Origin of the sequence: Amycolatopsis thermalba (assembly GCF_023376025.1) — a bacterium.
GTDB classification, from domain to species: domain Bacteria; phylum Actinomycetota; class Actinomycetes; order Mycobacteriales; family Pseudonocardiaceae; genus Amycolatopsis_E; species Amycolatopsis_E thermalba.
This window is the reverse complement of the sequence record NZ_CP091196.1, coordinates 6997721-7009362: the sequence shown is the minus strand read 5'-3', so window position 1 is coordinate 7009362 and position 11642 is coordinate 6997721. Positions and strand designations below refer to the sequence as shown.

At 70.4% G+C, this 11642-nt stretch carries 13 protein-coding genes; 6 read left to right on the top strand and 7 right to left on the bottom strand.

What is annotated here, in order from left to right; translation table 11 throughout:
* The first annotated feature begins 19 nt into the window (after nt 1-19).
* On the top strand, nt 20-838 hold the full coding sequence (locus tag L1857_RS33930; protein ID WP_116111331.1) for a metallophosphoesterase family protein: 819 nt from the start codon (nt 20-22) through the stop codon (nt 836-838).
* Here L1857_RS33930 and L1857_RS33925 read toward each other — a convergent pair.
* A complete protein-coding gene (locus L1857_RS33925) occupies nt 804-1979 on the bottom strand; it encodes an MFS transporter (RefSeq protein WP_233157289.1) in 1176 nt (391 codons plus the stop codon). The two genes, L1857_RS33930 and L1857_RS33925, sit on opposite strands and share 35 nt — an antisense overlap.
* Before the next feature lie 82 nt (nt 1980-2061).
* On the opposite strand from L1857_RS33925, the gene L1857_RS33920 reads away from it, so the two are divergent.
* On the top strand, nt 2062-2472 hold the full coding sequence (locus L1857_RS33920; protein ID WP_094005798.1) for a MarR family winged helix-turn-helix transcriptional regulator: 411 nt from the start codon (nt 2062-2064) through the stop codon (nt 2470-2472).
* On the opposite strand, the gene L1857_RS33915 is transcribed toward L1857_RS33920, so the two are convergent.
* On the bottom strand, nt 2473-3120 hold the full coding sequence (locus tag L1857_RS33915) for a TetR/AcrR family transcriptional regulator C-terminal domain-containing protein (RefSeq protein ID WP_094005799.1): 648 nt from the start codon (nt 3118-3120) through the stop codon (nt 2473-2475).
* A 58-nt stretch (nt 3121-3178) separates the two neighbouring features.
* Here L1857_RS33915 and L1857_RS33910 point away from each other — a divergent pair, with 58 nt between their 5' ends.
* Nucleotides 3179-4615: an FAD-dependent monooxygenase gene (locus L1857_RS33910; RefSeq protein ID WP_249467269.1), complete on the top strand. Its 1437-nt coding sequence runs from the start codon at nt 3179-3181 to the stop codon at nt 4613-4615.
* Here the strand turns inward: L1857_RS33910 and L1857_RS33905 are convergent.
* On the bottom strand, nt 4603-5004 hold the full coding sequence (locus tag L1857_RS33905; protein ID WP_116111333.1) for a YccF domain-containing protein: 402 nt from the start codon (nt 5002-5004) through the stop codon (nt 4603-4605). The two genes, L1857_RS33910 and L1857_RS33905, sit on opposite strands and share 13 nt — an antisense overlap.
* The gene (locus L1857_RS33900; RefSeq protein WP_094005802.1) at nt 5004-5765 is read right to left on the bottom strand and encodes a PhzF family phenazine biosynthesis protein; all 762 of its coding nucleotides are present in this window, start codon (nt 5763-5765) and stop codon (nt 5004-5006) included. Before L1857_RS33900 ends, L1857_RS33905 begins: the two co-directional genes overlap by 1 nt.
* An 85-nt stretch (nt 5766-5850) precedes the next feature.
* On the opposite strand from L1857_RS33900, the gene L1857_RS33895 reads away from it, so the two are divergent.
* Nucleotides 5851-7461: an AMP-binding protein gene (locus tag L1857_RS33895; protein ID WP_116111334.1), complete on the top strand. Its 1611-nt coding sequence runs from the start codon at nt 5851-5853 to the stop codon at nt 7459-7461.
* A 1065-nt stretch (nt 7462-8526) separates the two neighbouring features.
* Here L1857_RS33895 and L1857_RS33890 read toward each other — a convergent pair.
* Together L1857_RS33890 and L1857_RS33885 are read right to left on the bottom strand one after the other, a co-directional pair.
* Nucleotides 8527-9489 (bottom strand): R2-like ligand-binding oxidase, encoded by a 963-nt coding sequence (locus tag L1857_RS33890; RefSeq protein WP_116111335.1) that lies wholly within the window; start codon nt 9487-9489, stop codon nt 8527-8529.
* Nucleotides 9486-10103 carry a TetR/AcrR family transcriptional regulator gene (locus L1857_RS33885; protein ID WP_116111336.1) on the bottom strand — a complete coding sequence of 206 codons (618 nt, stop codon included), beginning with the start codon at nt 10101-10103 and terminating at the stop codon, nt 9486-9488. Before L1857_RS33885 ends, L1857_RS33890 begins: the two co-directional genes overlap by 4 nt.
* Nucleotides 10104-10221: 118 nt before the next feature.
* Here L1857_RS33885 and L1857_RS33880 point away from each other — a divergent pair, with 118 nt between their 5' ends.
* Nucleotides 10222-10854, top strand: a complete 633-nt coding sequence (locus L1857_RS33880) for an HAD family hydrolase (protein ID WP_094009206.1) — start codon at nt 10222-10224, stop codon at nt 10852-10854.
* Here L1857_RS33880 and L1857_RS33875 read toward each other — a convergent pair.
* Nucleotides 10811-11041, bottom strand: coding sequence for a hypothetical protein (locus tag L1857_RS33875; RefSeq protein ID WP_017985245.1), 231 nt, complete (start codon nt 11039-11041; stop codon nt 10811-10813). The two genes, L1857_RS33880 and L1857_RS33875, sit on opposite strands and share 44 nt — an antisense overlap.
* A gap of 162 nt (nt 11042-11203) precedes the next feature.
* On the opposite strand from L1857_RS33875, the gene L1857_RS33870 reads away from it, so the two are divergent.
* A complete protein-coding gene (locus tag L1857_RS33870) occupies nt 11204-11590 on the top strand; it encodes a cold-shock protein (RefSeq protein ID WP_017985244.1) in 387 nt (128 codons plus the stop codon).
* The last annotated feature ends 52 nt before the right edge of the window (nt 11591-11642 follow it).

Genomic DNA, 11642 nt, shown 5'->3' with positions numbered 1-11642 from the left:
AACCGCCTATCGTCGAGGGATGGACGACCACCAGCGCCCCGATGCCCGCACCTACGTCGTCGGCGACGTGCACGGGCACCGGGACGAGCTGGCGGCCGCGTTGCGCCGGGCCGGGCTGGTCGACGAGGCCGGTGACTGGTCCGGTGGGCAGGCGCACCTGTGGTTCCTCGGCGACTTCGTCGACCGCGGCCCGGACGGGATCGGCGTGATCGACCTCGTGATGCGGCTGCACCGGCAGGCCGCCGAGGCGGGCGGGTCGACGCGGACGCTGCTCGGCAACCACGAGATCCTGCTGCTGGGCATGCACCGGTTCGGCGACACCGAGGTGCCGTCCGATTTCGGGCCGCGCAGCTTCGCCCGCAGCTGGGAGATCAACGGCGGGCAGCTGTCCGATCAGGACGCGCTGACCGACGAGCACGTCGAGTGGCTGACCAGCCGCCCGCTGGTCGCGCACGCCGCGAACCACCTGCTGATGCACTCGGACACCGTCGAATACCTCGACTGGGGCGACGACGCCGAGGACATCAACACCACCGTGCGGGAGATCCTGGCCGGTGAGGACCTGGTGGAGTGGTGGGACGTGTGGCGCCGCATGACGACGCGCTACGCCTTCCGCGGGCCGCACGGCCCGGACATCGCCGACTACCTGCTGGAGCAGCTCGGCGGCGAGCGGATCGTGCACGGGCACAGCGTGATCGCCGACCAGCTCGGGATCCACCCCAGCCAGATCGAGGCGCCCTACCTGTACGCCGGGGGCAAGGTGCTGGGCATCGACGGCGGGTTGTTCGTCGGCGGGCCCTGCCTCATCGTTCCGCTGCCGTGGCAGCCGGAGGACTGACCGTCTTCGCCCGGTCGCGGCGCAGCATCGCCAGTGCGATACCCAGGCCGGCGAGGGTGGTCAGGGCGGCCGCCGGGTAGAGGGCGCGTGGCCCGGCGCCCGCCATCAGCCCGCCGCCCAGCCATCCGCCGAAGGCCGCGGCGAGCTGGAACCCGGAGGCGTTCACCGCGATCGCCAGCGTGGGCGCCGCTCCCGCCGCCGTGAGCACCCGCGTCTGCATCCCGGGGATGATCGCGAACGCCAGCGCGCCGAGGACGAACGTCAGGACCGCCACCGCCACCCGGTTGTCCGCGGCGAGCCACCACAGCACCAGGGTGCCGGCCAGCGCGGTCAGCATCCAGGCCAGTGACGGCATCAGCGCGCGGTCCGCCAGCCGCCCGCCGAGCAGGTTCCCGATCACCGCGCCGGCGCCGTACACCAGCAGCAGCACCGGCACCGCGTCCGCGGCGAACCCGGCGACGTCGGTCAGCAGCGGGGCGATGTAGGTGAAGACGGTGACGACGCCGAGGTTCCCGACGGCCGTCAGGACGATCCCGAGCTGCACCTCGCGATCCGCGAGCACACGGAGGTCGCGCACGGCCGACCCGCCCGCCGCGGGGAACGCCGGCACGAACCGCAGCACCAGCAGCAGCGCGAGCAGCGTGATCGCGGCGACGGCGACGAACGTGGCCCGCCACCCGGCGTGGTGCCCGACGAACGTGCCCAGCGGGGTGCCCAGGATGATGCCGAGGTTCATGCCCAGCGCGACCTTGGCGATCATGCTCGACTGCCTGCCCTCCGGCGCCATCGCCGCCGTGGTCGTGATCGCGACCGCGAAGAACGTCGCGACGATCAGGCCCGCGACGAACCGCGACAGCAGCAGGACGGCGTACCCCGGCGCGACGGCGGATCCCAGGTTGCCCAGCACGGACACCGCGACGAGCCCGATGATCAGCGGTTTCCGGCCGATGCGCGCGGTCAGCACGGTGACGACCGGACCACCGACGATCATGCCGACCGCGTAGGCGCTCACGAGCAACCCGGCCGCCGGCACGGACACCGACAGCCCGGCCGCCACGTCCGGGACGAGCCCGGCGATCACGAACTCGCCGGTCGTGAGCCCGAAGACCACGAGCATCAGCGAGAACACGGACAACGGCACTGTCCACCCCCAAGAAGGTTCGAGTTGTAATAATACGAGCTAGAACTACCATAGCTCGAACCATCTTCGCTAGACTCGTGGCATGGCGGATGTCGAGATCGATCGCGACGTGTGCAAGCTGGTGCACGAGTTCGCCCGCCGCCTCGACGTGCAGGTCCGCCGGGTCGGGGAGGAGGTCGGCCTGACGCCGGCGCAGGTCGTCGCCCTGCGCGAGCTGTCCGAGCCGATCACGGCGCGCGAACTGGCGAGCCGGATGTCGTGCGAGGCCTCGAACGCGACGTTCGTGATCGACCGCCTGGAGGACCAGGGGCTGGTGCGGCGGCGGCCGCACCCCACCGACCGGCGCGCCAAGGAGATCGTGCTGACCGACGCCGGAGTCCAGGCGCGCTCCGGGGTGCTGGAGCGCCTCAACCGGACTTCGCCGCTGGTGTCCCTGGACCGGGACAGGCAGGAATCGTTGGTCGAGTTGTTGCGGGCACTCGTGTCCGAGTGATCAGGTGCCGATGCCGTACTTCGTGCGGATGCCGGTCAGGACGATGTCCAGCCCGGCCTCGAAGGCGGCGTCGGTGTCCGGGCTGAACAGGCGCCGCACCAGACGGGCGCTCAGCGGGAACTGGTCGCCGTCCACCATGCGCTCCAGCCGGTCCGGTTCGTACGGGTTGTCCCCTTCGTAGGCGACGCCGGTGCGGGCCTGTTCTTCGATGGTGAAGCCGATCGTGTAGTTCAGCAGGGTCGGGTAGGCCTCCGCGGCGTCGTCCAGCGTGAAGCCGGCGTCCCGCAGCGTGCGCAGGGTGAGTTCGACGAACCGGAACATCGCCGGGTGCGCGGTGTTCGTGCCCGCCAGCACGCGCGCCCCGTCGCGGTAGCGCAGCATCGTGCGCCGCAGCTGCCGGGCGTTGTCCGCCAGCCACTCCTCCCAGGTGACGCCTGCGCCCGGGGCCTCCAGGCCGTCCAGGGCTTCGAGGAGGATCGCTGTCGCCATCGCGTCGAGCAGTTCCTGCTTGTTCTTCACGTGCCAGTACAGGGTCGGGGCCCGCACGCCCAGTTCCGTCGCCACCACGCGCATGGTGAGCCCGTCGAGGCCGACGTCGGTGAGCAGTCGCAGCGCGGTCCGCGCGATGACCTCGGGGTTGATCGCCACGGCTTGACACTCTAACAGAAGTAGAGAACTCTCTAATCATGTTAGAGAGGAGAGCGTGATGACGGATGTGGTGATCGCCGGCGGCGGGCCGACCGGTCTGATGCTGGCCTGCGAGCTGCGGCTGGCCGGCGTGGACGTGACGGTGCTGGACCGGCTGCCCGGGCGCCGCGGCGAGTCACGCGCGGGCGGGTTGCACGCGCGCACCCTGGAAGTCCTGGACCAGCGGGGTGTCGCCGACCGGTTCCTGACGCCCGGCCGCCCCCGGAACGTGGGGCACTTTTCCGGGCTGTGGCTGGACTTCAGCCGGCTGCCGACACGGTACCCGTTCGTGCTGAACCTGTTGCAGACCCAGGTGGAACAGCTGCTCGAACAGTGGGCCGCCGAACTCGGGGTGCGGGTGCGCTGGTCGTCGGAGGTGACCGGGGTCCGGCAGGGCGCCGACGGCGTCGAGGTCGCGGTGGCGGACGGCACCACCTTCGACGCGGCCTACCTGGCCGGGTGCGATGGCGGGCGCAGCACCGTCCGCAGGCTCGCCGGTATCGAGTTCCCCGGCACCCCGGCGACCCTCACCGCGCTGCTCGGCGACGTCGAACTCACCGACCCGCCCGGCGAGCCGGTCTTCATGCGGCGCACCGAGCACGGCGACTTCTCGGTGCTGGGGTTCGAACCGGGCTGGTACCGCGTCATGACGACCGAGTACGACCGGGTGGCCGGCCGGGACGAGCCGGTCACGGCCGACCGGCTGCGGGAGTCACTGGTCAAGATCGCGGGCACCGACTTCGGGATGCACAGCCCCCGCTGGATCTCCCGGTACGGTGACGCCGCCCGGCAGGCCGCGGACTACCGGCGGGGCCGCGTGCTGCTCGCCGGGGACGCGGCGCACATCCACTACCCGGCCGGCGGGCAGGGGCTGAACACGGGGGTGCAGGACGCGGTCAACCTGGGCTGGAAGCTCGCCGCGGTCGTCCGCGGCCACGCGCCCGAGTCCCTGCTGGACACCTACCACGCGGAGCGGCACCCGGTGGGGCACCGGGTCCTGCACAACACGCGGGCCCAGACCGCGCTGGGCCGCCCGGGCGCGCAGACCGAGGCGCTGCGGGAGGTGTTCGCCGGGCTGATCGAGATCGACGACGTGAACTCCGCGCTCGCGGGCATGATCTCCGCGCTGGACGTCCGCTACCCGCTCGGCGACGCGGATCCGTTGCTGGGACGGCGGGTTCCCGACCTCGACCTGGTCACCGAGCGCGGTGCGACCCGGCTGTTCACCCTGCTGCACCCGGGCCGGGCGGTGCTGCTCGACCTCGCCGGCGATCCGGAACTGGCCGCGGTCGCGCGGAGCTGGCCGGGTCGTCTCGATCTCGTCGCCGCCAAGTGCACGCAGCCCGTTCCGGACGCCGTCCTCATCCGCCCGGACGGTCACGTGGCGTGGGTGGCGCCGCAGGGTGCCGAGGCGCTCCGGGCGGCGTGCACGACCTGGCTCGGTCAGGGGCGGTAGTACGCCTCGGTGCCGCGGTCGACCGGCACGATCGTCTTGCCCAGCGGCATCAGGGAGACCGGGATGAGCTTGAAGTTCGCCAGCCCGAGCGGGATCCCGATGATCGTGACGCACAGGGCGATCCCGGTGACGATGTGGCCGATCGCGAGCCAGAACCCGGCGAAGACGATCCAGATGACGTTGCCGAGCAGGGACCCGGCCCCGGCGTCGCGGCGGTCGACGATCGTCCGGCCGAACGGCCACAGCGCGTAGTTCGCGATGCGGAACGACGCGATGCCGAACGGGATCGTGATGATCAGGACGCAGCAGATGATCCCCGCGACCACGTACGCCAGGGCCATCCAGAAGCCGGCGAACACCAGCCAGATCAGGTTCAGGACGAGTCGCATCAGGCGTGCAGCTCCCCGCTGACGACGGTGACGGCCTGCCCGGACAGCGTCACCCGGTCCCCGTTCAGCACGACCCGGACGATCCCGCCGCGCTCCGATGCCTGCTCGCCGACCAGTTCGGCGCGGCCCAGCTGCGCCGCCCAGAACGGCGCGAGCAGGCAGTGCGCCGAGCCGGTCACCGGGTCCTCGGGCACGCCGACGGCGGGCCCGAAGACCCGGCTGACGAAGTCGGCGTCGTCCCGGTCGGCGGGCGCGGTGACGATCACGCAGCGCGCGTCCCAGCCGGCGATGACGTCGAGGTCCGGCTTCAGCTCGCGCACCTGGGCCGCGTCGGTGGCCTCGACCAGGATGTCCCACTTGCCGCGTGCGACGCTCGCGACCGTCACGCCCGGCAGAGCGCCGACGACGTCGTCTTCGGCTGCGCGGGGCGGGTCGCTCGGGAAGTCCATGCTGACCCACCCGTCGGCGGCGCGGGTGCGCAGCTCGCCGCTGCGGGTCGTGAACACCTGCTCACCGCCCAGGACGTGCCCGGCGGCGAGGGTCGCGTGCCCGCACAGGTCCACCTCGACCGTCGGCGTGAACCAGCGCAGCGACTTCGGGCCGTCGCCGGACACCTCGACGAACGCCGTCTCGGAGTGCCGCAGCTCGGCGGCCACGGACTGCATCCACGCGGGGTCGGCCGGCTGGTCGAGCAGCACCACCCCGGCCGGATTGCCCGCGAACGGGGTGCCGGTGAACGAGTCGACGATCGAAAGCCGCATGCCACCCACTCTAGGGGGTGTCCGGGGCGCGCCGGGATTTCTAGACTCGGTCACAGTCAGTGTCGACCGCGTCCGAGGAGGCGTCATGCCAGCCGTGCCGAGTTATGCGTCGGGTATCTCCGAGGTGCCCTTGCTGGGTGACACGATCGGTGACAACTTCGACCGGACCGTGGCCGCGTTCGGGGACCGGGACGCGCTGGTGGAGTACGCCTCGGGCCGCCGGTGGACCTACCGGGAGCTGGCCGCCGAGGTCGACGCCCTGGCCGCCGGGCTGGCCGGGCGCGGCATCGTCAAGGGCGACCGGGTCGGGATCTGGTCGCCGAACTGTGCCGAGTGGACGTTCCTGCAGTACGCGACGGCGAAGATCGGCGCGATCCTGGTCAACATCAACCCCGCCTACCGCTCGCACGAGCTGGAGTTCGTGCTGAACCAGGCCGGGGTGCGGATGCTGGTGGCGGCGCGCACGTTCAAGACGTCGGACTACGCGGCGATGATCGACGAAGTCCGGCCGCGGTGCTCCGGGCTGGAGCAGGTGGTGCTGCTCGGTTCGGCCGAGTGGGCGGAGTTGGTGGAGTCCGGGCGGGGCAAGGCGTTGCCGGAGGTGGGCCTGTCCGCCGACGACCCGATCAACATCCAGTACACCTCGGGCACGACGGGATTCCCGAAGGGCGCGACGCTGTCGCACCACAACATCCTCAACAACGGCTTCTTCGTCGGCGAGCTGTGCCACTACACGGAGGCGGACCGGATCTGCATCCCGGTGCCGTTCTACCACTGCTTCGGCATGGTGATGGGCAACCTCGCGGCGACGACGCACGGGGCCTGCATGGTGATCCCGGCGCCGTCGTTCGAGCCGAAGGCCACGCTCAAGGCGGTGGAAGCGGAACGGTGCACGTCGCTGTACGGGGTGCCCACGATGTTCATCGCCGAGCTGGCCGAGCCGGGCTTCGAGGACTACGACCTGAGCAGCCTCCGGACCGGCATCATGGCTGGTTCGCCCTGCCCGGTCGAGGTGATGAAGCAGGTCATCGAGCGGATGGGCATGGCCGAGGTGTCCAATTGCTACGGCATGACCGAGACCTCGCCGGTGTCCACGCAGACGAGGTCGGACGACTCGATCGAGCGGCGGGTGTCGACGGTCGGCCGGGTCGGGCCGCACCTGGAGGTCAAGATCGTCGACCCGGAGACCGGGCTGACGGTGCCGCGCGGCGAGCCGGGTGAGCTGTGCACGCGGGGCTATTCGGTGATGCTCGGATACTGGGACCAGCCGGACAAGACGGCCGAGGTGATCGACAAGGCGCGGTGGATGCACACCGGCGACCTCGGCGTGATGGACGAAGAGGGCTACATCCAGATCACCGGGCGGATCAAGGACATGGTCATCCGCGGCGGCGAGAACATCTACCCGCGGGAGATCGAGGAATTCCTGTACACGCACCCGGATGTCCTGGACGCGCAGGTGATCGGCGTGCCGGACCAGCGCTACGGCGAGGAGCTGATGGCGTGGATCCGGATGCGGGAAGGAGCGCAGCCGCTGACGGCGGAGGCACTGCGGGAGTTCTGTACCGGGAAGCTGGCGCACTACAAGATTCCGCGGTATGTGCACATCGTCGACGAGTTCCCGATGACGGTGACGGGGAAGATCCGGAAGGTCGAGATGCGGGAAAAGGCGCTGAAGATCCTGGACCTGGAATAACAAGACGCAAGCCGGCAACGAGAGCTGGGCCGGCAGGCAACCAACTGCGCGGCAGCCCTGCACAACCGCCGCCCGGCAATGCAACAGCACCGACTACCCCCGGGGCCGCGCGGCAGCCCTGCACAACCGGCGGCCGGCAACGCGACAGCACCGACCACCCCACGGGGCCGCGCGGCAGCCCTGCACAACCGGCGGCCGGCAACGCGACAGCACCGACTACCCCCGGGGCCGCGCGGCAGCCCTGCACAACCGGCGGCCGGCAACGCGACAGCACCGAGCATCCCCGGGGCCGCGCGGCAGCCCTGCACAACCGGCGGCCGGCAACGCGACAGCACCGAGCATCCCCGGGGCCGCGCGGCAGCCCTGCACAACCGGCGGCCGGCAACGCAACAGCACCGACCACCCCACGGGGCCGCGCGGCAGCCCTGCACAACCGGCGGCCGGCAACGCGACAGCACCGACCACCCCACGGGGCCGCGCGGCAGCCCTGCACAACCGGCGGCCGGCAACGCGACAGCACCGAGCATCCCCGGGGCCGCGCGGCAGCCCTGCACAACCGGCGGCCGGCAACGCAACAGCACCGACTACCCCAACCAGACCTCCCCCGCCCCCGATCCACAGCCCGCTTTTGGTCGCCGAGCAGGCGTGTCAAGGTACTCTTTCCCGCCTTGACACGCCTGCTCGGCGACTGAAACACAATCAGGCATCGGGGGCGGGGGTGGTCGTAAGGTGACCGTTCGGCGCCGTAGGCGCTTCCCGCCCGAAGGGCGGACTCCCCGCCTGCCCAACGTCACCTCTAAAGATCAAGAGATGTCCTCGCCGGACGGGCAGGCTCCGGGATGACGGGGAATGCAGGAACCTCGCCTTGGCGAGGTGGTCGCTGGGTGGTCATCCCGTCGCCTTCCGGTTTGTGCATATCACCTTGAGCCAGGCCCGCAAGGTTGGCATGGTCGGCCGCCGGTTGGCGGCCTGGGTTGCGGCCCTGGCTCAAGGTGATCGTCACGTGTCAGGCGACGGGATGACCACCCAGCTACCTTGGGTTCACTGCGCGGCGCTGGTGCGCCGTCAGCTCAGTGCGTTCGCTAGTGCTTTGGCGTCTTCTTCGCCGAAGGTTTCTTCCAGCTGTTCCGGTGAGTAGTCCAGGTCGATCTGTCCTACTGGGACTCCGCGTGCCGATTCGATGGCGCCCAGGCGGCGTTGTGCTCGGTCGGCCGCGTATTCGATGAACTCCTGCGGGTCGTTGTCGAACGGGCGCGGCTCCTCGAACTGGTTCTGCACCCATTCGATCATGCCGAGCGCGTGCGGCAACAGCTCGCCCATGCGTTGCTGCACCGCGTCCCACAGGGAATCGTCCGCGGCGATGTGCCTTCGGCAGGTGAAGGTGCCCCATGCCATGTGCCGGCGCTCGTCGTCGCCGATGTGCTTCACCAGCTGTTGCATGCCGGGCAGGATGCCGCGCGTCGTGCAGACCTTCTGCCACGCGTAGTAGCCCGTCAGGGCCAGGCTGCCTTCGATCACGTGGTTGTAGGTGACGCTCGCCCGGATCTGGTTCAGCGGGCTGGGGTCGTGCTCCAGAACGGCCAGCGACTCGGGCAGCTCCTCGTAGAACAGCTTGCGGTAGTGCGGGTTCTCGCTGACGTACGAGGTCAGGTCCTCGGTCAGCCCCACCGCGTCCATCCAGCGGCGGAACACCTCGGTGTGCTTGGCTTCCTCGAAGCAGAACTGGGTCAGGTACATCTCGTCACCGAACCGGCCCTCGGCGGCCATCGCCTTCATGAACGGCTGGATGTCCTCCGTCACCGCCTCCTCGCCGGCGATGAACTGCGCGCACAGGTACGTCGACGACCGGCGCTCCTCGTCGGTGAGGGTCTGCCAGTCCTCGGCGTCCTGGCTGAAGTCGATGTCGGCCGGGTTCCAGAACTTGCGGTTCCCCTTGACGAACAGCCGCAGCGGGAAGGAGTCCCAGTTCAGCCCGCCCCTGCGCAGCGAGGTGAACCCGGTGCGGTGCACGGGAAGCGTATCGGTCATGGCTGCTCACACTCCATTGTGGACGCGTAACGGGTGATGGCCGGTGCGATCGCGGCGCAGATCAGGTCGGCTGCCTCGGTCGCGGTGTGGGTCGGCAGCACCAGGTGGCTCAACGAGAGCCGGACCACGGTCTCGGCGAGGAGGTTCGCGGCCTCGGCGCTCAGCGCGGGCAGGGACTCCCGGTAGTGGGACGCGGCGACCTCCATCGCCGCGGACAGGACCGGTTCACCCCGGGTGGTGAGCAGCGGCAGCAGGTCCTCACCCTGCGGTGTGCCCAGCGCGGAAGCGACCAGTCGGTTCTCCCGGCCGTGCTCGATCGTGTAGGTGACCGCGTCGCGGATGCCGGTCAGCAGATCGGGCGCGGTGGCGAACCGGTGGTGGATGCCGTCCAGGAACTCGCCCGTGGTGCGCAGGACGACCGCCTGCACGAGCGCGCTCTTGTTGCCGAACTCGTTGTAGACCGTCTGGCGGCTGACCCCGGCCGCCGACGCCACGTCCACCATCCGCAGGGCCGCGTAGCCCCGCGCCGCCAGGATGTCGGCCGCCGCGTCGAGCAGGATCTCCCGGAGCGACGTCCTGGTGCGCTCCGCGAACGAGTCGGTGATCTCAGTCACAAAATCAGCTTGACACAGGCGGCTGCAATGTCAAGCAGGTTGACCCGAATGGGCTCACTGTAAAGCGGAGGTGAGACGGCGTCCGGAACTGTCGGAGGGTCCGGCTACCGTGGTTGGCGTGGGGATCGTCGTCGGATTCGACCTGGACATGACGCTCATCGACCCGCGGCCGGGCATGGTCGCGGTGATGAACGCGCTCGGTGCGGAGGCGGGCCTGCCGCTGGACGGTGAGCACTTCGCCGCCAACCTGGGCCCGCCGCTGGACATGGTGCTGCGTGACTTCGGCGCGCCCGAGGAGCGGATCACCGGCCTCGTCGACCGGTTCCGCCAGCTGTACCCGGAGATCGTGATCCCGGAGACGGTCGCGCTGCCGGGCGCGCACGAGGCGCTCGCCGCGGTGCACGACGCGGGCGGCCGCACGGTGGTCGTCACCGGCAAGTACGGGCCGAACGCGGCGCTGCACGTGAAGGCGCTCGGCCTGGCCGTCGACGTGCTCGTGGGCGAGCTGTGGTCGGACGGCAAGGCGGTGGCCCTGCGCGAGCACGGCGCGTCGATCTACGCCGGCGACCACCTGGGGGACGTGCGGGGCGCGCTGGCCGCCGACGCGGTGCCGGTGGGCGTGACGACGGGCCCCTGCAGCCGCGAGGAGTTGCTCGAGGCGGGGGCGGAGGTGGTCTTCTCCAGCCTGGAGGAGTTCCCCGGCTGGCTCAGCCGGCAGCCGCTTTCCGGTGCTCGCGAACCAGTGAGATGAGCGACAGTGCGATGCCCAGGGGCGTGGCCACCCCGGCGACGGCGCTCAGCCACACCGGGAGGTCCCGCAGGCCGAACGCGAACAGGACGAACACGGCCAGCACGGCCAGCACGCCGACGGCGAACACACCGATCCCGAGCCGCATGAGGAACGGCTTGCGCGGGGAAGTCTTGGCCGGAGTATCCATGGCACAAGGTTAGAACCCATATCTTCTTCACCGGAGGGCGCATACCGGGATAGGCTGGTGGATACGCGTCCTGGGTACGCCCAGGGCGCGTTCGTCGTGCAGGCGGTCACGTGCCGCCGGTACGCGAGATGACTTACTCAGAGCGAAGGAACGGTGAGGGCAGTGCCGACCGGCAAGGTCAAGTGGTACGACGCGGAGAAGGGGTTCGGTTTCGTCACCCAGGACGGCGGCCAGGACGTCTATATCCGCAAGACCGCGCTCCCCCAAGGGGTCGAGGCACTCAAGGCCGGCCAGCGGCTGGAGTTCGGCGTCGCCGACGGCCGCCGTGGTCCGCAGGCCCTGTCCGTTCGGCTGATCGACAGCCTGCCCTCGGTCGCCGAAGCGCGCCGCCGCCCGGCGGAGGAGCTGCACGGCCTGATCGAGGACATGATCAAGCTGCTCGAGATGAAGGTGCAGCCGGACCTGCGCCGCGGCCGCTACCCGGACCGCAAGAACACCAAGCGGATCGCCGAAGTGATGCGCGCGGTGGCCCGCGACCTCGACCCGTAAGCCGGCTCACACCCCCGAGCAGGGGGGCGACGTGGGCACGACCGGCCGCGAC

Coding starts and splice junctions, on each gene's coding strand:
- L1857_RS33930 (WP_116111331.1), top strand. CDS start 20: ATGGACGACCACCAGCGCCCCGATGCCCGCACCTACGTCGTCGGCGAC.
- L1857_RS33920 (WP_094005798.1), top strand. CDS start 2,062: ATGGCGGATGTCGAGATCGATCGCGACGTGTGCAAGCTGGTGCACGAG.
- L1857_RS33910 (WP_249467269.1), top strand. CDS start 3,179: ATGACGGATGTGGTGATCGCCGGCGGCGGGCCGACCGGTCTGATGCTG.
- L1857_RS33905 (WP_116111333.1), bottom strand. CDS start 5,004: ATGCGACTCGTCCTGAACCTGATCTGGCTGGTGTTCGCCGGCTTCTGG.
- L1857_RS33900 (WP_094005802.1), bottom strand. CDS start 5,765: ATGCGGCTTTCGATCGTCGACTCGTTCACCGGCACCCCGTTCGCGGGC.
- L1857_RS33895 (WP_116111334.1), top strand. CDS start 5,851: ATGCCAGCCGTGCCGAGTTATGCGTCGGGTATCTCCGAGGTGCCCTTG.
- L1857_RS33890 (WP_116111335.1), bottom strand. CDS start 9,489: ATGACCGATACGCTTCCCGTGCACCGCACCGGGTTCACCTCGCTGCGC.
- L1857_RS33875 (WP_017985245.1), bottom strand. CDS start 11,041: ATGGATACTCCGGCCAAGACTTCCCCGCGCAAGCCGTTCCTCATGCGG.